At 42.6% G+C, this 22,566-nt stretch carries 19 protein-coding genes and 3 pseudogenes; 5 read left to right on the top strand and 17 right to left on the bottom strand.

Annotated elements, in window-relative coordinates:
- Positions 1–4: 4 nt before the first annotated feature.
- The 10 genes and pseudogenes from tssB to VY86_RS24975 form a co-directional block, all read right to left on the bottom strand.
- Entirely contained in the window at positions 5–541 is a 537-nt protein-coding gene (gene tssB / locus VY86_RS19645; protein WP_046976220.1) for a type VI secretion system contractile sheath small subunit, read from the bottom strand.
- 588 nt (positions 542–1,129) lie between these two features.
- Positions 1,130–1,204 (bottom strand): annotated as a pseudogene (locus VY86_RS24980) (type II toxin-antitoxin system RelE/ParE family toxin); the annotation flags it as partial.
- 5 nt (positions 1,205–1,209) lie between these two features.
- Positions 1,210–1,479 carry a CopG family ribbon-helix-helix protein gene (locus VY86_RS19640; protein WP_046976219.1) on the bottom strand — a complete coding sequence of 90 codons (270 nt, stop codon included), beginning with the start codon at positions 1,477–1,479 and terminating at the stop codon, positions 1,210–1,212.
- A gap of 152 nt (positions 1,480–1,631) precedes the next feature.
- Entirely contained in the window at positions 1,632–2,096 is a 465-nt protein-coding gene (locus VY86_RS19635) for a VOC family protein (protein ID WP_238591505.1), read from the bottom strand.
- Positions 2,097–2,175: 79 nt separating this feature from the next.
- Entirely contained in the window at positions 2,176–3,429 is a 1,254-nt protein-coding gene (locus VY86_RS19630) for an arginase family protein (RefSeq protein ID WP_046976218.1), read from the bottom strand.
- On the bottom strand, positions 3,426–4,142 hold the full coding sequence (locus VY86_RS19625; RefSeq protein WP_046976217.1) for a cupin-like domain-containing protein: 717 nt from the start codon (positions 4,140–4,142) through the stop codon (positions 3,426–3,428). The genes VY86_RS19630 and VY86_RS19625 overlap by 4 nt, the downstream gene beginning before the upstream one ends.
- A 5-nt stretch (positions 4,143–4,147) precedes the next feature.
- Complete coding sequence (locus VY86_RS19620) at positions 4,148–6,004, bottom strand: ABC transporter ATP-binding protein (RefSeq protein WP_046976216.1); 1,857 nt, start codon at positions 6,002–6,004, stop codon at positions 4,148–4,150.
- A gap of 8 nt (positions 6,005–6,012) precedes the next feature.
- Positions 6,013–7,170 (bottom strand): cupin domain-containing protein, encoded by a 1,158-nt coding sequence (locus tag VY86_RS19615; protein ID WP_046976215.1) that lies wholly within the window; start codon positions 7,168–7,170, stop codon positions 6,013–6,015.
- Between the two features lie 60 nt (positions 7,171–7,230).
- Positions 7,231–8,376: a cupin domain-containing protein gene (locus VY86_RS19610; RefSeq protein WP_158019993.1), complete on the bottom strand. Its 1,146-nt coding sequence runs from the start codon at positions 8,374–8,376 to the stop codon at positions 7,231–7,233.
- Positions 8,377–8,518: 142 nt separating this feature from the next.
- Entirely contained in the window at positions 8,519–8,668 is a 150-nt protein-coding gene (locus VY86_RS24975; RefSeq protein ID WP_158019992.1) for a hypothetical protein, read from the bottom strand.
- Between the two features lie 554 nt (positions 8,669–9,222).
- On the opposite strand from VY86_RS24975, the gene VY86_RS24970 reads away from it, so the two are divergent.
- Positions 9,223–9,408 carry a KH domain-containing protein gene (locus VY86_RS24970; protein ID WP_158019991.1) on the top strand — a complete coding sequence of 62 codons (186 nt, stop codon included), beginning with the start codon at positions 9,223–9,225 and terminating at the stop codon, positions 9,406–9,408.
- Between the two features lie 347 nt (positions 9,409–9,755).
- Here the strand turns inward: VY86_RS24970 and VY86_RS19605 are convergent, their stop codons facing one another.
- The gene (locus tag VY86_RS19605; protein WP_046976213.1) at positions 9,756–10,121 is read right to left on the bottom strand and encodes a hypothetical protein; all 366 of its coding nucleotides are present in this window, start codon (positions 10,119–10,121) and stop codon (positions 9,756–9,758) included.
- A 392-nt stretch (positions 10,122–10,513) separates the two neighbouring features.
- Positions 10,514–10,806, bottom strand: a pseudogene (locus VY86_RS26075) (type II toxin-antitoxin system Phd/YefM family antitoxin).
- A gap of 722 nt (positions 10,807–11,528) precedes the next feature.
- On the opposite strand from VY86_RS26075, the gene VY86_RS19600 reads away from it, so the two are divergent.
- The gene (locus VY86_RS19600; protein ID WP_046976212.1) at positions 11,529–13,382 is read left to right on the top strand and encodes a polyurethane esterase; all 1,854 of its coding nucleotides are present in this window, start codon (positions 11,529–11,531) and stop codon (positions 13,380–13,382) included.
- Between the two features lie 74 nt (positions 13,383–13,456).
- Here VY86_RS19600 and VY86_RS19595 read toward each other — a convergent pair whose 3' ends face one another.
- Positions 13,457–14,431, bottom strand: coding sequence for a helix-turn-helix transcriptional regulator (locus VY86_RS19595; RefSeq protein WP_046976211.1), 975 nt, complete (start codon positions 14,429–14,431; stop codon positions 13,457–13,459).
- A gap of 312 nt (positions 14,432–14,743) precedes the next feature.
- Here VY86_RS19595 and VY86_RS19590 point away from each other — a divergent pair, with 312 nt between their 5' ends.
- The 3 genes from VY86_RS19590 to VY86_RS19580 all read left to right on the top strand — a co-directional run bounded on the left by VY86_RS19590 (position 14,744) and on the right by VY86_RS19580 (position 18,294).
- Complete coding sequence (locus tag VY86_RS19590) at positions 14,744–16,750, top strand: TonB-dependent receptor (RefSeq protein WP_052760879.1); 2,007 nt, start codon at positions 14,744–14,746, stop codon at positions 16,748–16,750.
- Positions 16,751–17,019: 269 nt separating this feature from the next.
- Positions 17,020–17,718 (top strand): helix-turn-helix transcriptional regulator, encoded by a 699-nt coding sequence (locus VY86_RS19585; RefSeq protein ID WP_046976210.1) that lies wholly within the window; start codon positions 17,020–17,022, stop codon positions 17,716–17,718.
- Positions 17,719–17,979: 261 nt separating this feature from the next.
- Positions 17,980–18,294, top strand: a complete 315-nt coding sequence (locus VY86_RS19580; RefSeq protein ID WP_046976209.1) for a hypothetical protein — start codon at positions 17,980–17,982, stop codon at positions 18,292–18,294.
- Positions 18,295–18,418: 124 nt separating this feature from the next.
- Here VY86_RS19580 and VY86_RS19575 read toward each other — a convergent pair whose 3' ends face one another.
- The 4 genes and pseudogenes from VY86_RS19575 to VY86_RS19565 all read right to left on the bottom strand — a co-directional run bounded on the left by VY86_RS19575 (position 18,419) and on the right by VY86_RS19565 (position 22,454).
- On the bottom strand, positions 18,419–18,859 hold the full coding sequence (locus tag VY86_RS19575; protein WP_046976208.1) for an OsmC family protein: 441 nt from the start codon (positions 18,857–18,859) through the stop codon (positions 18,419–18,421).
- Positions 18,860–18,979: 120 nt separating this feature from the next.
- Positions 18,980–19,191: pseudogene (locus VY86_RS26610) on the bottom strand (hypothetical protein).
- Positions 19,192–19,293: 102 nt separating this feature from the next.
- Complete coding sequence (gene tyrP, locus VY86_RS19570; RefSeq protein WP_046976207.1) at positions 19,294–20,502, bottom strand: tyrosine transporter TyrP; 1,209 nt, start codon at positions 20,500–20,502, stop codon at positions 19,294–19,296.
- A 44-nt stretch (positions 20,503–20,546) separates the two neighbouring features.
- Positions 20,547–22,454: a pyridoxal phosphate-dependent decarboxylase family protein gene (locus VY86_RS19565; protein WP_046976206.1), complete on the bottom strand. Its 1,908-nt coding sequence runs from the start codon at positions 22,452–22,454 to the stop codon at positions 20,547–20,549.
- Positions 22,455–22,566 lie beyond the last annotated feature (112 nt).

Below are 22,566 nucleotides of genomic sequence, written 5' to 3'. Positions count from 1 at the left end.
TTCCTCACTGTGCATTGTTATTTTCAGGAGTGACATCATCCGCCGTATTTTCTGTGGCTGGCGTTTCTGTCTCTTCATTATTTACTTGCGGTAATTTGTCCGCATGTTCAGCAAGAATTTCCGCCAGACGGTCACGCAATTTTTCATTGCTCAATGCACGGCCTTTCAGATCGCTTAATTTGCTGCGAACCTCCAGCAAATTACGCAGCGGTTCAATCTGCTTCGCCAAATTCTCTGGGGTAAAGTCCGCCATTGATTTAAATTGCAAATCGACATTAATAAATCCACTTTGACCAGGCAGTGCACTTTCAACTTGTAATTCCAATGAAGGTGTCATGCCTTCCATTACTGCATTAAAATTATCTTTATCAATATGCATGAAACGGCGTTCACGCATAGGAATTGACTGCTCAGCAAATTGACCAATGACACCAATGACCAAAGGCAATTCTTTTTTCTCGACCGCACCACCTAATTCAACATCATAAGTAATCTGAACTCGGGGCGGTCTCACTTTATCAAGCTTACGTTGAGTATTCATGGCACCTTTATACCTTTATATATGACAGGAAGTGCAAACTGACGTTAAACCGCACCAAACCTGATTGAATAACCGAACAAGATGAGATAGACGAAGAGATCAATTAACGTCTATTTATAGTAATCTAATATGCTGTGACACATTTAATGATATTTAAAATCCACCGTGTGTCGGCTGGTGAATAAGTTCTCATGTATATTGATTTAATGCAATACTTACGGGGTTAAATATAATATCGAAAATATTTTAAATTAATTCAACTGGTTGTATTTAAAGATTAAATTAAAAATCATGCATTATAATTAAAGTGTATTTTCATACTTGTCTTATTTTTTAATCGGCTATTTTTAGTAGTGAAGTTCTGATTAGTAAGAAAAATTAAAATATAGGTGTAATTAAAAGGTTAATTGTGGTTTTTATCATGACTAACATGAAATAGTTATATTGATTATCAATTTGTTAGATTTTAAAGTGTTTAATTAAATGGAAATAACAGAGTGGGAAATAGGGAATAAAGATGATGTGGATAAATATTATTTTCAATTCTGAAAAATAATCTATTTCATGGAATATTGATATGCACGATTATTTGCTTACAGGTAATAGAAAATCGTATAAGCGAGTTAGATCGGAGAGAGCCTTGCTAGTCCACTTTAATTCCATCACCATCAGCGCGGTACCGGCAGTGGCTCGTCGGTACTAAGGCTATCGGCCCATGCCATAATGGCCTGATGGTCGATGACATGACCAGCATCCACGTCAGCCAACGCCTCGCGAGTCAGTCGGCTACGTTCTTCCTCCTGGTCGAGCCAGGCTGACAGTGCCTGCTTCATGATCCAGCCACGCGAACGTTCCAACCGTGCGGCCATCTGATCAACCTTCTCGGCCAGCGGAAGTGGAACATGCGTGGTCAATACCTTAGTTGCAGTTTGTACCATCTTGAGTACTCCCTATCTATAACTGCGATTGATTACGATTAATACTGAATCATAGTGATTAACATTAATCCAATCAAGTGAAATGTCAATTTTAAGTACATGTGACTGCTCCCCACCCTGTCTGACAAGACGGGGGTTTACGGCGGTTTTTGCTAATCCAAAGGGCATACCCGAATAATATGACCGTCAGGGTCTTCAACGAGGAAAGTACGGCCAAAGACTTCAGTGTAAGGTTCCTGCACGATTTTGATGTCGGGGTTCTTCCGCCATTCCTCAAAGAGGCGATCTACATCTTCGTGAGATGGCAACATAATACCGATCTCAGAGAAACGTGGGACAGCAGCATCTGGCTTGGTTCCACCAGACCAAATAGCAAACAGTGCTTCGCCATCGGCAGCAAATGCCACATAGCGGGGGCTGGAAAACACCGGTTCAGAATTGAAAAGTGTCTGGTAGAAGGCTGTCGAACGTTCGATATCAGATACGTAGACAAGCTGAAGGTTGGGTTTGGGAGATACTGTCATCATGTCATTCTCATGTAAGCTTGATTCAATATAACAAAGTAAAAACAAACGGTTATATAACTCAATATGTAACAGTTTGTTATTGTATTGCACTTATCATTTTAAAGTAATGTTGATCACATGTATATATATACATGCAATGACTATATTTTGTGTAGCAGATACCTGACGTTCAATACAAAGGTGAGTAGATACAGTGACTGGTTGCCACTGCCTTACTCAAATGGAAGAGATAGCGACTGAGTAGCCGAGTAGCCACTGCATCCGCACCATGGGCGCCTTGCGAGGCATTGCCGATCTCCACAAATTCCATTCCGATGACACGAAACTCACTGAGTAGTCGCTCAAAGCAAGCCAACAAAGGATAGAAACTCAGACCACCCAATACAGGGGTTGCGGTTTGCGGCACTTCTGTACCAGACAGCACATCCACGTCAAAACTGATAAACCAGGGTAAAGAACGGTCCATGTTCCTTAACAGGCGATCATAACCCACTGTTTCTGCCTCAAAGGCCGGGAGTACATGGAGATTAGGATCCACTTCTAACCGGAGGTTCTCAGTAGGCTGTTGGAAGAAATCACGAATGCCTATCTGCCAAATTGATGCGACATGAGGCATACGACGAACCCAGTGCATGACATTGGCATGATTGAGTTCCAAATCACAATGTGCCCCCATAGCATACAAATCAGGATGAGCGTCAAACTGCAATATTCCCAAGCGCGGATAGCGTTCAGCTAAAGCGCTTATGCTGTGAAAAGCTTGAGCATGGTCACCACCTAGGATAATTGGACATGCATCCCTTTCCACAATATTACGGCACACATAGGCAAGCCGTTCACCAACATCCGTAGCACTATCCATACCAGGACGGTATACAACATCACCGAGATCGAACAAGCGCAGCTGTTCTGAAGCCAGTTGAGTGCCAAAATCAAGATCCAGTAAGACGCCTCTTCCTGCGGTACCCAAAGGGTGCCTTAGGCACTGTACCAGTTGGGAGCGTACGCGTTGACCACCACCTGCAACCGATATCTCTCCCCCTGTCGTGGTTAGGATAGGAGCATGCAGTAGCACGGCATCATCGGCCTGGAGTTCATTAAGATCAAAGACACTAACTGACTGACCCGCTGGCTCTGGAACAGGTATACAAAGCCCACCCTCCAAGGCGGCACTGGCATTTTCCGGCAGCAGAAAGTGATACTTGACCATAGCTTCAAATACAGAGGAACCCAAACGCTGGACTATATTTTCTCCAGTCAGAACAACCTCTGCCTTTATTTGTTCCAGTAATGATCCTATTTTGCTGGACGCACGCAGTTGCTTAGTTCCAAAGGGAATACTGATCTCTATGCGTCCAGGTTCAACAGGATCGTAGCGTAGCCCAGGATGAACACGGTACCGAAGGTTTACTCGATCTTTCATGGGATTTCCTTTCTTTCCAGCCAGGGAAGTAACTGATGAAACTCCAGGGTTCGTGCACAGTTGGCTACTTGATGAGCAATTTCCGGCGATGCAAAGTTTCTGGTCAAGCTGATAGTTGGTCCTTCGTTTGCAACTTCATGCCACCAAGTGGCAGGAATGAATAACAAATCTCCCTTATTGACCTCTAGATAGTACCACACACCTTTGTCGCAACGCTTTTCGAGCACTTGTAAGGCCTGAGCTCTCTGTTGTTCGTACTCATGGTCCCAGCAAGCTGGCGGATGTAAGGCTAATCGTTTCTTCCCCTCAATCACGGCTAGCCAGGCATGTGTCTCCAACGCATCGTAATGGAGAGCAGTGCCAGAACAATCAGCGCCTATGAATATCCATAGAAGAGGCTTGAACAACTTTTCCGGAATGCTTTGCAACAGGTCATCAACAACCTGTACAGGTTCACTAAAGTCCTTCAGCATATCTGAGTTTTGCTCAAAAAACCTCCATCCGGAAGCATACAGGCTGGCCAACTTTCCTTCGCCGCTTTTCAAGGCCTGAATATATTCACACACCGGAACTTCAACTTCGAACTCCCCACTTGCATTACTCAACGCCAACTTCTGTTCCTGCATCCCTGAAAAGAATTTCCAGGTCCAGCGCCAATGAGCAGCCCAGTCTAAGGTGACTCCCTTCAGCAGAATAGGTGATGTCAGCATCATTTCACTCATCCTTTGGATTCGTTTCTCGCCAGTTCCGACACTAATTGGTCTTGGTCACGATGTAGTAAACGCTGAAAAAGGTTATTGCGTATCTCCAACTCACCGGGAGTCCCCATATCGATAATCTGCCCCTGCTCCATGACCACAATCAGATCAAAGCGACTCAATGTCGCAACACGGTGGGTTACAACAATCACTGTGCGTTCTGGTATTTCATCAAGCAAATAATTGAGGATCCGGGCTTCAGAAATGGTATCTACTGAGGATGTTGATTCATCAAAAATAAGCAATGGAGATTTCTTGAGTAATGCGCGGGCGACACTCAAACGCTGCCGCTCGCCGGTGGAGATCGACGCTCCACGTTCTCCGACCAGAGTATCCAAACCTTGGGGTAACCCTTCCACCAATGTCATGGCTTGCGCCATTGTCAGAGCACTCGAGACTTCTTCAACTGTGCAGACAGAAGATCCATAGGTCACATTTTCCTGCACAGACCGGTTGAACATTAAGGCAGATTGCAGAGCTTCGCTCGACGCGCCATGCAAACTGTTCACTGAAATCTTGTCCAAGGGCAATCCATGCAATTCCACTACACCAGAGTCTGGCACCACATCACCACGCAGTACTGCCAGCAAAGTAGACTTTCCGGACCCAGATGGCCCCACAATGCCGACTTTGGTGCCCGGTTCAATCCTCAGGTTAATATCACGAAGTACAGATGTTGCATCATAACTGCTGTACACTTTAGATAATACAATTTGTCCGGGAGCCGGCAATGTCGATGAAGATTCCTCTTCTGGTTCAATGTCCACCGGAATTGAGGATAGTTCTCGCAAGCTGGACCGCAGTATCCCCAAAGAGTCAAATATATCGACGAAATGGAATGCAACAGACTCGAAGTGCCAGGATAATGCAATGATGAGGGAGCAGGTCGTGATTAACTGGGGAAGTGTCAGTTGCCCTTGCTCATATTGCAGACCAATATAGACTAAAGTGGCGATGCCAAATAACCATTTATAGGTGCTTTCAATCAACAAAACAAATACCCAGTAGCTGCGAACCTGTCGACAAGCATAAAGATCTTGTCGCAATGCATGACTAAAGTTATGTCGCTCTGAGCGATAAGCAACAAAGCTCCTGATCAAAGGTACATTGGTCACAATTTCCGCCAGATCTGCTATCACCTTAGCATGGGCATCGCTGGCATCTTCAACAATATTCATGCCGGTATAGGCTAAATAACTGGAAAGTAGTAAGGCTGTTAGCATCCATATCCCAGCAGCTATTGCCATAGGCGTAGATACACTGACCAACACCAACGTTGTGAGAATTGCCACAGAGAACAACTTGACCACGGTCTGCGCCACCAAACTCACAACACTTTCCAGGCTGTTGGAAGCCAACTCAACACGCTCGACAAGATTGCCAACGGAGTTCTCCGCCAGACTCATTGGCTTAGCGTGCATCAGCCGGGTAGTGAGATGATCTGTCACGCCAATACGCAGGTTTTGACTTGAGTACAACAAGGCCAGGCTGTGAAGAGCTTGCAGCAGTGGTGCAGCCACCCAAAGTGAGATAATAATGGCAAGCATTATCACCACTTGCTCCTGTTGACCTTGCAAGGCGAGCTCGGTCAACCCGCCCAGCACATAGGATTGACCAACATTGCATACAGCGCTCAGCACGGTAGCTACAATCATGACGATGGTGCTCATTGGAGCACAAGCCCGGATCGCTGCACGAATGTATTTATATGTGTGGTTACCTGACTGTTCAAGTGGGATCGCCTGTGGCTTGGCAAAGTCCAAAGAGGCCAGGCGGGCAATGCTATGCCGCCAGGCAGATTGAAAAATGGATTGCATTAGGGTCCTCACAGGGGCTCAATTATCAGGCCACCCAAGCGAACTGTCGTCCTGACGAGTTCAGCCACAGCAGCGGGATTGACTTTTCCGGCAACACTACGCTCCAGTGTTTCATAGGGTATTCGCTCGCCAGAATTCAACAATTCGCACAAAGTTGCGAAAAGCTCATTGGGACGGCCCCAGATCACTCTACGCCTGACAAGCAGCGCCTCCCGGTTCCCGAGTCTCATGTGCAACAAAGGCCAGCATGTGGGGGCATACAAAGTGCTGCGACGCAACTTTGCTTCATCAGCCTGAACGACCGCCACTGTACTCAATTCCGGGGGCGTTATGATGAAGCCGTTGCTACGCACTGCCAAACGCCTAAGCTGGGCCAATTCCTGTAGAGAAATAGGCTGTGTCGCCAATGCCACAAACGATTTGTCATCTGGCGCAAACAAGCGTAGACCTTCCGAACTCTCAAGCTGCACATTGTCCGGAAACAACGTAAGTCCCAGTGTTGCCGAAAATTGTTGCGTCTCGAGAATGTGGAAGTCCCCCATGGGAATGAACAAGAGATCGCCAGGTTGCAGTTCGTACCGTAATGCGTGTGGCAGAAGCGACTCGTAGTTCGTTGTAGACAGTGTTCCCCCGCTTAGTTCAATGTACTTCTCACGAGGCCACACGAAGGCAATCTTGCTGGTCGGCCCCAGGTGCCAGAGCAAGGATTGATCTATATCATCGTGGACACCAAATGGTGTGTAGCCGTAGTTACCGAAGAATGCATAGAAATCAACACCGCAGTCGGGTGCAGATCCGAGGGCCTCGAACAGGGGCTCCAGCATGTTTCTTTGCATCTGCTCAGTAAACAAGGGGCTCCAGGCACTCAAACCATTGAACGTGACACAGAACTCAGCACTTTCATTGGCCATAGCCAAACGCTGATTCAGTGTCAGATCAGTCCTTGGTGCCAAGGAGATCAAAGCATCTGTGATGGTGTAACGCTGCCCTCCCCCAACCCAAGAGCGTACACGAGGTTGTTCAGACGGAGAGAAATGTGTGAACATCTGGCACACCACCTCCAGAACCTGAGCATAACCAGGCATTATTGCCTTCAGATGCACGGGTGACTTCAGGCCTTCCGAGGCTTCTAAGAGTCGGAGTGCCCAGTTTCCATCAATATCCATAAGACTTCATCTCATTCATTGCACAGAATGTGGATAGCGAAGGCGAACTTATCAACGCCTTCATCCCGGTTCTGAGTCCATAGCTGTGACAAACTGCAATCCTCCCAGCCTGCGCAACTGCCCCACTATGGCAAGCAGTGCATTCAGCGACACAAGCCCTCCCAGCTCCACATACAGATCACGCACACTGAATGGTGTGTCAGGAATTACCTTCAGCAATCTGACACTGATTTCATTTAGAGCGAGGCGAATGCGGTTCCCGCGGACAAAGACCAGTAAATCCTCGCCCACCTCAATAGTAGTTAGCGGAAAATCAGGGTCACGGATCCAACGTGCATCCGGGGTGATCGCATCATCCTGGAAACGAACGAAAGAATAACGCAGATGCCGGCGGCTTGAGGCTCTTGCCATATTCTCAGCGCATATTCGTCTCAACCATTCCGCCTGAGAATACGCGTCCTTTTCAGCCCGTTCTACGACCTCGTCAATAGAACCTCGCAAGTGTTCTTCGGTAATGGCATGTTGAAGGGTATTTGCAGTCACCTTGGCAGCTGAATACTTTGATATCGCAAATGCAACACCAATTGAGAAACCATCCGTATTGCCAATATGGTACCAATGTGGTGGAAGCAAAAAGACATCACCCGCTTCGATGACAAAAGTCTTGCCATGTGGCACCAAGCGTTCTGGCTGGAAACAGTTCTTCCGTTCGCCATTTAGTCGATGAAACTCTTCTTGACTGAAGAGAGTCATCTCCTTGGAAGTGGGACCAGTATGGAAATGGACAACCGAGGAATAAGGATCATCAATATGAATACCAAAGGGGGTGTAGCCATAATTGCCGATGAACAGTGTCACTTCAATTGTACTCCGCCAAGCACCTTGAGCTTCGACGACTGGTGCAAAAATGCGAGCTCCCATCCGAGCCAGTGGATCAGACCATTGTTCAGCGCCATTTACAATAATGCCAAACTTGTGCCCACCAGTGACTCTGGATACATAGTCTTTGAACGTTTCTCCCACATTGGGCTGATTGAACAAAACCTCATTCTCGTACTGAGGGCTTAACATGCCGTTGATATATACCCGGAACAAGCCACTGATAGCTCGTTCAGCCTCCACAGACATGCTGGAGAACAAATCAAAAAATAGGGCATCATCAAAAATTAATGGTTCAAAAACCCTCTTCAATAGAAGAGGGGCCATTTTGCGCGGTGCCTTGACTGGATCATATTCATAAGCAGAACTGGAATATTCATGAGTGCAAATATGTTCATAAAGTGGGTCCAAGCGCTGCATAGACAATGTTGAAATCAAGGCATTGTATTTAATCACGTCAGACATCAGATTACCTTCGACGAATATGACGAACAGGGCGGGCCAATGAAATCTGGGGGATGTCCTCCACGACTTCCAAGCCAAGATCTTCGATATTAGCCTCAACCTGATCGGCAGCCACGCCATTGTTTTCCATTACCACATTGCTGTCTTCTTGCATGGTAACCTCCATTGAATAAGTTTATTCTCATTGAAGTTAAGTTCATCTTTCGCTCGTAACTTTTGAGCAACAACAACATAACAAGCCCATATTAATACTTCAATACAACTAATCATTTTTTATTGACAATGTGATCCAAAACATATATTAAAAGCCCAGGACGATAATGAGAATCTGCGCTCTTTTTCTTCATCATTCGACAGCCTTGAAAAGTTAGGTTATTTGCCAATGCAATTGCGGCTTTGATAATTCGGTTAATAATATTAATATAATAAACAGTTTCATTTCGATATGTTGAATGAGTTTCATAATATCAGTGTGTTATTTTCAGAATTCTGAGGTAGCTCCGACGATAAGTGCATCACGCTAATTCGTTTTAAAATGAATATATAGCGGATAAGCGCAGTCTGGTAACAGGCTGCGCTTATCCGACATAATAATCCTATTATGATATTTTTATAAAAGCCCAGATGAAAAATTAATAAAAAAGAATTGGAAAACCAGATTGAAATACATCCATTTTCTATAAAGAATTACTTATTAATCGAATCCGCTTGACAGTTAACACCAAAAACCTCGTCATTGTCTCCAATATTTTTGATGAGCAGGATTGGACACCTTTCGAATGTCATTACGCCTCATCAGGCAGAGCACCGTATTCCCCGCACTCCATGATAGGATTTATTCTTTCCAGAGGATTTGAACAGCTGGCACGTCTGGATTTGGATGTGTCTTTGTGAGACGTAGCATCATGCCAACCTCAGACATTTCATCTATCGACATGACCAGCTCGCTTTTTGAGGAAATGGTTTCATCCGTGCTACATCATAGTCAATCCGGTGTCTCATACTTAGCAGGTGACTAAACAGTGATAGAAGCGGTGTGTTCCCACGATCACCTCCTAACTCAGGAAACGATTTTTCGGATAAAAAGGCCTTAATCACCGCCCCCGCTAATACCCAAAAAGAAGATAAAATCAGGCAACTGGATAGCCTACAGCCACCTTACAAATCCGACAAAAAATCATGAAAAAGGTGGGAAAGAAGCCAGTCAATTACGTATCAACCACTGATTCAGTGTCGTTGCCTTAATTGCACAGCGTCACCTCAACCGTACTCCGCCAAGCGCCTTGAGCTTCAACGATCGGCGCAAAAATGCGAGCCCCCATTCGAGCTAGTGGATCGGACCATTGTTCAGCGCCATTCACAATAATGCCGAACTTGTTTCCAGCAGTCGCTCTGGATACATAGTCCTTAAACGTCTCTCCCACACGAGGATGATTAAATAAAACCTCGTTCTCGTACTGAGGGCTCAACATGCCGTCAATATACACTCGAAACAAACCACTGATAGCCCGTTCAGCTTCTGTAGACATGCTGGTAAACAAATCAAAAAATAGAGCATCATCGAAAATTACCGGTTCGAAAACCCTCTTCAATCGAAGAGGAGCCATTTTGCACGGCGCTTCGACTGGATTATATTCATATGCAGCATTACCGCATTTCTATCTTCGCGCATGATAACCTCCACCGAACAAACTCACCTTGCGCTTTTAACTTTCTCGCAACAAAAAAATAACAAACGCACTTTAATATTACAATTAAATTAATTGTTTTTTTATTGACATTGTGATGCAAGTCATATAAAAGAAATCGAGTTCATCGATGACTACCCTCTCTCTTACTTTCATGATTCCAATAGCCTTGAAATACTGAATAATTTGTCAGATTCATAGAGAGCCTGATCTACCTGAAAGGCCAGAAAATTTGTAATATTAATGGCTTTTTTGGGCAATTTGAGAAGTTCGATAAAAGTGCAAAGTTCATCACGGGTAATAATCTTAATTTAGCAAAAAAATATCCCTGATCTGAGACACTTTCTTCTATATGAGAAATTAGCCGGACGGCTATTAATGGTAGCCCGCGCCGGATTGAATTCAATATCTTCAACACCGGGCATTGCCAAAGCATCAGCGATGTTTCCGCGTTGCTTCGTGATCCGTCGATATTCCTCAATAGTTAGAGGACATGCGCTGGCTTGCCGCGATCTGTGATAAACACAGGGCCACTTTTGGCCGCCTTTTTTGCCCTACTGACATCTTGATTGAGCTCCCGGCTTGATAAGGTTGTGATTGGCATAGTACCTCCCAATATAACAATCAATTTATGTAGGTACGTTACTACATAATTATCAGGGGGCAACTTTGGTGGTACTTACACTTTTGGCACTAAAAATTCGAGCAATAAATATCAAAACAAGAATTTATTATTTATTTCTACAATTTGATTGTAATTAAAACAAAAACATAATAATAATCTTATTATGGTATTTATTCATAAAAAATCCAGATAAAAAACCAATAACACTAGATTTAAATCTATAAAATAAACCTATTTATTAAGAAATTATTTATCAAATTAATGACATTGACGTATAATACTCATCATTCTAACAAATAGAAATTTACTTTGCTTAAAATAATCTAATGAATCAGCGATAGGATTTTTTCACCAGAATTCACATGTCCATACTTTTATTATAAGTATTAAATGAAATTAATAGATTTCTATTTATAATAGTGCGGACTATCTGCTATCTATCTTTTCGCCGCTATCGAACCACCAACGGTGATTGATAGAAATGTCAGAGCGTTTATTCTCATTCTCGCTCTTTTAGCACAAAAAAATATTTTTACAATATATAATTTACAAAAATATCAAATTTTCATGATGGCTCACTAATTTATAAATTAACAGATGGTTACTCTTTAAAATCTTCATATAGATCTATACTTATCTAGTTCGTTAATATTTTTGGAACACTCTTTTAACCTTATTTTAACCTTACAAGGATATGCATCATGGGTGTTTTTCAGTATAAAGATTTTGATGACACGACTTCTAAAGAGTTATTTTCTGACGCTAAAACTATTTCCGGGTATGCTTACCATAATCTAGGCAGTGGATTTGCCGAAGGGTATTACAACTATGGTTATGGTTTGGGAATACCATTAACGCTGGTGACCGCACTTATCGGTAGTACGACCTCACAGGGCGTCTCGACTAAATTGCCCTGGAACCCAGATGCAGAAAAACAAGCACGGGATAAACTAAACGAAGCGGGATGGTTTACTATCAGCGCCGATGAATTGGGCTATAAGGGGAAAACGGATGCCCGCGGTACCTTTTATGGCGAAAAATCAAGTCATTCCACTGCCCAGGCTGAGGTGATGGGGAAATATGATGCTGATGGTAACCTAACATCAATTGGTATTGCATTTCGTGGCACCAGTGGCCCCCGAGAATCAATAATCACCGATACATTCGGCGACATTATTAATAATGTGTTGGTAGGTTTAGGGAAAACAGAATATTCGAATAACTATACACCAAACGCTTTTGGCCGACTGTTAGATCATGTCGCCAACTATGCCAAAGCTCACGGTCTGACTGGGAGCGATGTTCTGGTCAGCGGCCATAGTTTGGGTGGGTTAGCGGCGAATAGCATGGCGGGGTCCAGCGAGACAAAATGGGGTGGATTTTACTCTCAGTCGAACTATATAACCTTCGCCTCGCCATCGCAGTATGAGAAAGGCAACAAGGTGCTGAACGTGGGATATGAGAATGACCCGGTATTTCGTGTACTGACTGGTACCAGCGCTACTGCATCGTCAGCCGGTGTGCACGATGCACCAAAGGATTCAACGACAAATAATATTGTTAACTTTAACGATCACTACGCATCAACCACGTGGAATCTGCTTCCCTTTTCTATCGCCAACCTGTCAACCTGGGTTTCGCATGTTACACCTTTCTATCAGAGTGGTATGCAACGGGTTATGGATTCAACATTCTACGACCTGACCCATAAAGACTCCACGATTGTCGTCAGCAATCTTTCCAACGTCACCCGTGGTAATACCTGGGTGGAGGATTTAAACCGGAACGCGGAGAAACATACTGGTAGTACTTTCATTATCGGTACTAACAGTAATGATCTGATTAAGGGTGGCAAAGGAAACGATTATCTAGAAGGTCTCGACGGTAATGATATATTCCGCGATGACGGTGGATTTAACATGATTGCTGGCGGGAAAGGCCATAATACCTTTGACTTACAAAAATCGTTAAAGAACGCGGAAATAGCCTATGACAAGGCGGGGACATTGTATCTGCGCGATGCACACGGTGATATCACTATCGCCACGGACATCTCCACGATAAGAAGTAAGGAAAGTACCTGGCTGTTTCTGACCAAAACAGTGGATTCGCAGGTCAGAGCTGACGGTTTGCATTCCAACCAAGGGGTGAAACAGTACGCCAATTCGGTAACCGGCAACGATGGGAATGATACCCTCACTTCCAAAACCTCTGGTTCCTGGCTGTTCGGTCTGGATGGTGACGATACGCTGATCGGCTTCGGCAACAACAATGTTTTTGTTGGCGGTGAAGGTAACGATGTGCTGAAAAGTCTGGGTAATAACAATACATTCCTGTTCAGCGGCGATTTTGGGCAAGATATTGTTTACGGCTACAATAAAACCGACAAACTGGTATTTCTGGGCACAGAAGGCAGCAGTGACGAAAAAAGTAGTTATCTGGATCACGCTACGATGGTGGACAATAATTTAGTGTTTACATTTGGACAAAACTCAGTCACTTTGGTTGGCGTCAGTATGGATAGCCTGTTCGCAGACAATATAATATTGGCATAACACAAAAATAGTGCGATATCCCTATCCATAATGTGGCCATGAAGAATGGCCACCTTTTGGCAAAACAGACGTTTTTACTTAATTTCCGTGGCCATATGCTCTGTAAATGATGTGTGAACCACCGCATATTTCGCCTGCCACGCTTTAGGATTGATCAAATAATGTTGCCGGAAACGTTTAGAAAAATGACTTGGGCTGGCGTAACCCACTGCGGTAGAAACATTAATGACGCTCATCCCTTTTTTTAATAAATCTTCTGCGGTCGTCATACGGACATTTTCCAGATATTGATGAAAAGTACAAAAAACAACAGCACGAAATCCCTCTTTTAATTTCCGCTCATTTAAACCAACCGCTTTTGATAGCGATTTTATCGTCCAGGGGTAATGATAATCACTGTTAATTATTTTTATTGCATTGTAAACGGCCCGGCGCTGCAAACAGTTGATCACATCATATTGATAATCATAAATTTGCGCAGATACACAAGCGAGTATCTCTAATGCTTTCGCCTTTAAATAAATTTTCCTTATACTTCCATTTAGCTGACATTCTTCTATTTGATTAACTATCTGCATAAATGGTGGGTAGATAGGACATGCCATCATCAATACATCACTGTAACTGCCGTTTTTCTCAAAACCAGCAGTTAATTGAGTGAAAGGCGGTAACTCTTGGGCTGCAATTTCGCTCAATGAAAAACGAATATCGAGAATATGCCATTCTCCACAACCAAAGAAATTCATGCCTCGTATTGTCTTAGGGGAATAGAAAAACAGCATTGTTCCCGAATTTATATCTAAAACATCGCCATTTTCAATCGCCATCTTGCCTTTCCCGCTTAGAACAAAAGCAATTGATACGGTCGGTGGACCCTCACAATATTCTATAATATCTTGCTTAATCTCAAAATTAATTCTGTTTATATGAATTCCATCGGATAATTCTTCTGTTAGAAACGGTGAGTTCGCCTTATTTTCCTCCTCATGTGAATTCATACAATGACCAGCAGTGAAAATTTTCAATTTTCTGCTATAAATCGTATCCATGAGCTCCCCTATCAAATTAGCGCCAAGTCCTTCAAAAGTACTATTATATTTTTATTTACAATTTAATACCACGCCCTGTAAGCATGGGTTTCCAGCATTCATCTTTTCAACTCAGGAAGGTAAGCACTTGAAAGCAGATTTCTAACTATATATTAGCCATCATTAATGATGCTAGTTACAATAGTACGTAATGCGTTACTTTTGTCCCTATCTCGCTAGCCTTGTCCTACGACTCCAGATAGTCTCCTTTTCAGATTTTTTCCACACTTAACTTTATAAGACACAGATAAAGAGAGTACAAAGAGTATCCATATGAAAAGAAAATATGCTAAGGCGTCTGTCTTATGTTGTCTGATTTCGCCTGTGGCATGGGCTGAAAATTCACCTTTAACGACAGAAGATGCTTTGGTTGTGACAGCCAATAAGCGTGAAGAAGCATTAAATAAAATTGACGGAAGCGTTCTGGTCAAAACTGGCGGGGAACTTGAACACGCTGGTATCACCCAGGTACAGGATCTTGAGCGCGCCTTCCCTGGATTACAAATCCGCTCACACGGTAACCGAACTTATTCGGCAACAACCATTCGGGGTATCAGTTCACCAGATTTCTACTCACCTTCTATTCGCATTTATGTTGATGGTGTTCCTCAGGATAACCAGTTTTTAACACAAGAGTTGATCAACGTAGAACGTGTAGAATTATTACGCGGTCCTCAAGGCACTTTATACGGAGGAAATGCGCAAGCCGGTGTTATCAATATTATTACCCGCTCGCCAAAAGAAGGTCCCTGGCTTAACCTCTCCGGTAATTACTCTAAGCTGAAACAAGGAGGCTCTTTCAGTGGTTCAATTCCACTTATTGAAGATCTCCTTTATGGCAGCACCTCCCTGCGCTGGGTGAAAGAACCCGGACAAATTGATGCACCAAATCATGGTGGTAAAAATATCGACTCCAGCAAAACCTGGCTCGGTAAAGGGCAACTGACATTTGCGCCAGAAGATTCTCCTTTCAGCGCTGAGTTTAGCTTTGCCCATGAGGATCTTAATTCCCATGAAGAGATTTATTTGACTGACGAGCAATTTCATCAGAAGAAATATGATGGCCCTATTCCTGATCTGACACGACAGGTTGACAGTTATGTGCTTAAAGCTGAATACGATTTCGGCAGCAGCAAATTGACCAGTGTGACTTCTTATCAGGATCGCGATATTTACCGTGATTTCATCGGTGGTAAATGGAAAGAGAAACATCACGCTACAACCCAGGAACTGCGTTTAAACTCCGACTTTTCAAATGGGGTTACCAGCGTACTCGGCGGTTGGTTTTCAGATGATAGTAATCAACATCATACCAGCGGCTATCCCGGTTACTATAGTGATGCCTTTAACACAATAAAAGGAAGATCGTTGGCACTGTTTGGTGAAGTTAAATTACCGGTTGCTTCTCAATGGGATCTTACCCTTGGCGGTCGTTTATCACATGAAAAATCGCAGATAGACTATTCAGGCCGTGCTGGCATGATGGCGGTCGAAGCTTTTAATAACCAGGTCTCCAACAATGAATTCACTCCTAAGGCGGCCTTGGGCTGGCAATTGACGCCAGATACCCGTTTCTATCTCTCTGCCACTAAAGGATACAAACCCAGCGGATTCAATAATATTGTCTCCTCCGCCAACGATAGAAAGCCCTACGATACTGAAACTTCAGATAATTATGAGTTTGGCTGGCATACATCGTTCTTTGATAACGTCATGACGTTAGATAGTGCTGTTTACTATATCCGTTCAAAAGACAAGCAGATCTATGTTGGACCCATCGCTATGCAATCTATTCGCAATGCTGGCAAAGCGGAAAGCAAAGGTATTGAGCTGAATAGTCAGATCAAACCCATGCAAGGGCTTAAACTTTCTCTTGGTGGCAGTATCAGTAAATCAAATTTCACTAACGCGACTGATACAGAAACGGGTGTAAGTTATGACAACAAACGTCTGCCTTATGCACCAGATGTCATGCTAAATGCAGGTTTCGACTATCTGATTGATCAAACACTGTTACCGGGTAACCTCTATTTAAGTGCTGGTGCCCGCTACTATTCAAAAAGCTACTTTAATGCAGCAAATACCCTTGAACAAGGGGGATATACCCTCTACGACGCTTCACTCAGTTTAGAAATGGCACATGGTGTTAACATAAAACTTTACGGCGAAAATCTGGGTGACAAAAAATACCGAGTCTCCAGTTTCCAAGTCGGGCCAAATACACTCAATATGATAAGTAAGGGCTTGAATGTTGGACTGGATGTGAGTGTTGCATTATGACGCACAATATCTTCCACCCCATCATGTATCGTTGCTGCTGCTAACTTTGGCGGGTATTTACACCATCTAAGCTGCCCGTCTTGCCAATATTCACTATACGATTATGGCATTACCACAAGGGTACGAAACACCACTGGGTGTGGATGGTGGTGCATTATCTGACGATGCGCGCCAGCGCCTATTGCTCGCGCGCTCTTAAAATAGGCAAGGATATGCACTTATATATTAAATGATTTAATGAAAAATAATGCCTAAAGGACTACCTATATATGAATCAATCAAGATGCAAGAATTTCCCTTTAATTACTCGTCAGCTAACAAATATGTGGGATAAAAGTTCTGAACTGTGGTTTGTAAAAGATAGAGAATTCCGTTTAATTTATGGAAACAAAATATTTTTTAAAGTTAATAAACTCCCTAAAGACTTTGACGTTATCGGGTATTCTGAAAAAGAATTGATGACACCATTTCGTCATTTTGCCCACTTGTTTGAAGAACACGACAATAAGGTCTTAGAGCATATGCAGAGAATATCAGCCATAGGGATTTACCCAGTGGGGAGAAGTGAACAATTTAGATCTTATTTTTATAACAAATTCCCATTAATGGATGAAAATAATCAATGTATTGGTGTGGCTTCTCATGCCAGAGAAATAGAGCATTTTGCAATGACTCATTATATTAAACACCATATGCTTACCCCCGTTAAATTTAGGCCGCCGAACGATATATTAAACGAGAAAGAGTGGGTGGTTATTTTCCTGTTTTGCTGCGGTCTCAGTAATAAAAATATAGCGGTCAAAATGGATATTTCATGCCGTACTGTGGAAAAATATTTCGAAGATATCTATGAGAAACTTTCTGTTGGATCAGTTATAGAGTTAAGATTACTTTGTAAAGAAAATGGCTATGACCTCTATGTTCCACCAAGATATTATAAACCTATGGGCTATTTTCTATTAAATTAATATTACGGTCTGCCAAGCTTTAGGAATTACAAATAAGAAGAAAGCTATACGGGAGCATACACCTGAAAAAATCGTGATGCTGGGTGGTGTTTGGCCAAAATGAGTGTACTAGGTTAATTTCAATAAGGTTAACGAAAAAACATTCTTATATTATTTATTAAAACGAATATCTTTTATATTGGCAGTAAATTGGTGCAAAGATTATTCGCATAATCTACACTTCAAAACACCAAGTTCTTTATTATTAACTAGGAGTTTAACATGAAGAAATTAATATCTATGCTATTTATTTTCATTGGTATGATTAGCTCACCAGCATTCTCAGCGGAAACAAATAGTGGTGTTGTTAGAGTTGCAGAAATTAAAGCTGATTGGGACAATCCTGCACATTATCTTTATACATTCAGTGGAAATTTGGTCGGTAACTGTGGAAAACCAGGTTATATTTGGTCAGGCTCAAGCTCTGAAAACATTAATAAAATATTAAGCCAAGCTTATGCTCAGGGTTTAAATATTAAAGTTGGCATAGAGAATGTAAGTTGTAATATAACTACGGTTTACGTTATTAAACAATAGAAATTAACTATCACATTATTATCAATAAGATAAAGAGTTAAAAAATCCTCTACTTCATAGTAGAGGATTTTCAAATTAACTTAAACAACCTGTCCTTTATGGAATTATTTCAACACAATACCTATTATTCACAATATATTTCAGTGGCGAAACTTGGCGAATTCTCAATGGTGTCATGAACCGGGCAAGTTTTATTAATAAAATCGACAAAAGCATGAATTTCTTCTTCGCTATTATCGGCTTTAATATAAAATTTTGTTACTATTTTAGAAAAACCTAATTTCGCTTGTTTATTTCTACCAGTGAAACCATCAGTATCAAGTTCACCTTCCAGATCAATGTGAATATCAATTAAATTAATTTTATGCACTTTAGCAAAGGCTTTTGCTACGATACATTTACAAGCTCCCAGGGAACAGAGCAGAGCCTCAACAGGATTCATCCCCTGCTCAGTGCCGCCTAAATTACGCGGTTCATCTAAATAAAAGGAGAAATCCCTCGATGTACATTCAACTTTCAATCCAGCTACAGATTTTGCTGTGGCAGTAAATAGTTCTTTCGCCATGATTCAACTCCTTATAATCAACATTCGTTTTTCTTAAGGTCAAACACTGATTGTTATCATAACTTTTAATTTTTCTTTTTTGTTTTTAAAATGCTTATCTTGCTTTCAACATCACAAATCTTAATCAGGATAAAATTCAGAAGACAGGATTTGGGAAATACTCCAAATACATACATCAGGAAACACATCCAACCCCATTTCATTCATTGCTGAGGCAACGACTTTCGACCAAACAACATCAATCCAATCTGAATCGCTTAATTTCGTCTTTAAAATGCCGCCTGCTCATTTGCCCAGGCGACTACATCAGTTTCGTAACGTGTATGATTCATAACTGCCCCCACTAATAGGCCTGCCATACAGATAATTCATATGGCAGTTTGTCAGAGAATACATTCTGGGTCAAAAAAGAACTTATCTTCAAAACAGAATGTTCATCCCACTTTCGGCAGCATTCCACTCACGAGCGCGATCTGAATTGCTATCACTGCAACACCACAGGCAAATACCAGCGCCAGTACTGGTTTACCGCCTAATACCCGATACCGGCGTTCATTATGCTGTCGGGATTTAAATGCCAGCAAGCTGGGTAATACCAACGCCAAAATGGATAAAGCAACAGCGGCATATCCCAAAGCCATCACAAAACCTTTTGGATAAAATAGAGCAAAAACCAATGGTGGAACGAAAGTCAGCAAACCGGTCTGCATACGCCCTGTTATATTATTTTTGCGCTTAAACAGATCACCCAGAAAATCAAACAGACCAAGTGCAACACCAAGAAATGAGGTAGTAAGCGACAGATTAGCAAACATTTGTACTGAAATTTCCGTTTTTGGTGAAGCAACAACTTCACGAATACTGTGTAATAAACCATTCAGCCCTGAATTTTCAGCTAAAATACCAACAAATGTGACGGAATTGATACTGCCCAACGTCGCTAATTGCCAGAAAATATAAGCGAGTAATGGAATAGCGCTACCGATAATAAACACCCAGCGTAATTTACGTATATCTCCCCCCATATATTTGACAATGCTGGGAATACTGCCGTGAAAACCAAACGAGGTGAAAATCACAGGAATTGAGGATAACACTAATCCTTGTTGTAATGGCATAGTCAGTAAGTTGGTATGCTGAACATGCGGCATCATCAGCCCCAGCATTAATATCAGGAAAATAATTTTTGCACTGAAAAGTACCCGGTTAACCATATCTACTGAACTGGTGCCAATGCAAACAATTCCACCACCAATCACAGTAAACAGCGCAACACCGATTGAAGCAGGCCAGGATAAACCAAACCATTTATTGAGGTTGGTTGTCAACAATTCCCCTGCGCCACTGATATATGCTGATGTCAGTGCATACATCAGAAACATCATACTGAAACCTGCCAATACCTTACCGCCACTGCCAAGATAACGTTGGGCCAACGTTCCCAGCCCCGTATCAGGAGACTCATACTGATAAACTTCAACCATCAATAATGCGGTATAACTCATCAAAACCCACAACCCAACCAGCATGATAAAACTTATACCAAATCCTACACCGGCGGTCGCCAATGGCATTGCCAGCATTCCAGCACCAATTGTAGTCCCGGCTATGATAAAGGTACTTCCAAGAGTACGGTTTTTCATATTTTTTCCCTTCAAATAAACAGCAAATGTTTAATAATAGAAAATCAGGCATCTTTCTTTTTTTCTTCTTCATCAACGATCTGAGTCAGTTTTTTAATAAAAATCTTCTGGAGCCGTTCCCAATACTCGTCAAAATCATCAGTATTACGCAAGCAATGGGTCATGACTGCGGCACGTAACAGATACAGGCTATGAACTTTCTCCCATTCTTCCCGGCTGAAACCACAGCTTTCAACATAATGCCAGGGTGTATCACCATATTCTCCATGATCAAGGGAGGTGGATGATGTCAGAAAATCGTTAGTGTAAGTACGGCCAGAGGCATATGAGCAAAGCTCATACATGCGTTTATTAAGGCGGTTGTGATGCCCCAGATCGTCATTGCCTTGCTCTTTAAAAGTAAAATTGACCATATGGAAATCAGGATGCGGCATGGCATGAATTTCAAAACGACGTTTACTAACAACAAGAGGTTCTGCCATTAAAAGTGTTTTAATCATCCAATTGGCTGCCACAATGCCTGAAGCAATCACTTTTCCATAGCCGCTGATATTCAGTGGAACCAATCGGTGTGCAGCCCAAATGGCGGCTGCGTTAGCCCCGGCTTTTGAACCCTCCATAATAGAAGCGCCGAGCACCACATGTTGGTTCGATTGCGCCTCAACGTCTTCAAACACATAAGCAGCACGGTAGGAAATCAAGTCAACAATACGCTTATCTTTCATACATACCGCACCGGCTGCATATTGAATAAAGCCAACTTTATGCGGGTCTACGGTAATCGAATCAGCTTGACACATTGCTCTGAAACTTTGATAAAGTTCAGGCTTAGGCCAAATAATATCTTCAGGAATAATGTCTAATTCACGATAACGGCAGATAAGTTCATCATATTCCATAAACTCACCCTGCCCGTTAAGAAACATTGCGCTGGCATACCCCGCATAAGCAGCATCAAGATGCAGATAAAATGAGACACCATAACGCGCTTCACACTCTTTGCGTAACGCAATAACTTCATCAACCCGATCAATAGCACCGACCTCAGTGGTTCCAACGACGCTCACCATAGCCAAAATCGGTTGGCCCTGCTCTATCAGGCTGAATGTGATTTCACGCATTTTTTCAACATCAGTACGATAGTTTTCATCTACCGGCAGTGAAACAATGTGTTCTTGACCTATTCCTAGAACATCCATTGCTTTCATCCATGAATAATGCTTCGACTGCGGAACCAGAACTTTGCCAAACATTTCTGGCTTTACCCCGATACCACGGCAAGAAAGTTCACGAACTTCTTCGAAAATACCACGCCGTTTTAATTCATCAGTCAGATCCAGAATATCTGATGACGACATATTCAACAGTTGTTGCTCCGATTTATTCTCGACCAGATCACAAGATTGCGGGTGTTTTGCAATGGCAAGCGGCATGGTTTTTAAATTACGTGCAACCCATAACCCCTCATAGTTGGCAACGGTTCCACCGGATGTGATATGTCCCCAAGCCCGGCGGGTGTCATAGCCAAACATCCGGCACAAATCCAACCCTGCTTCAATTTCCAGCTCGGTTGTTGTCGGAGATGACTCATGAGCACAGTTGTTCGGGTTGTACATCATCGCCATGACATAGGCGAGATTAGAAACCATTAAAGTATCAGCATTGATATGCCCCATATAACGAGGAGAAAACCAGGGAACAGAGGTGTTTTTCAATTTTGCAGAGAGCTGGTTCAGAATCCCCTCCGTTCTATAAAGGGTTTCTCTGTAATCAGGTTCATAACGATCTACTGAAGTTACCAAGGCGGGATCTTCCGGATGAAAATCAGAACGCCAGTGCATATGCTCACTTACGGCATATTCCATCATTTCTCTAAAAAAAACCGCATTTTCTGATTTAGGGCCTAAAAACAACGCATCAATGTTTAAGTGCGAAGTAAACTGCTTAGTCATAATCACATACCCTTTTCAAACTAACAAAAACGACTGTCAGCAACAGAGCGATTTCAATTTTCTTTATTTGTTAATGAAATCACTATCATTCTCCGATAAGCAGACAGAACTT

Origin of the sequence: Photorhabdus thracensis (genome assembly GCF_001010285.1) — a bacterium.
In the GTDB taxonomy this organism is placed as follows: Bacteria; Pseudomonadota; Gammaproteobacteria; order Enterobacterales; family Enterobacteriaceae; genus Photorhabdus; species Photorhabdus temperata.
Note: the sequence above shows the minus strand (reverse complement) of the source record. Positions and strands in the feature narration are given on the sequence as shown.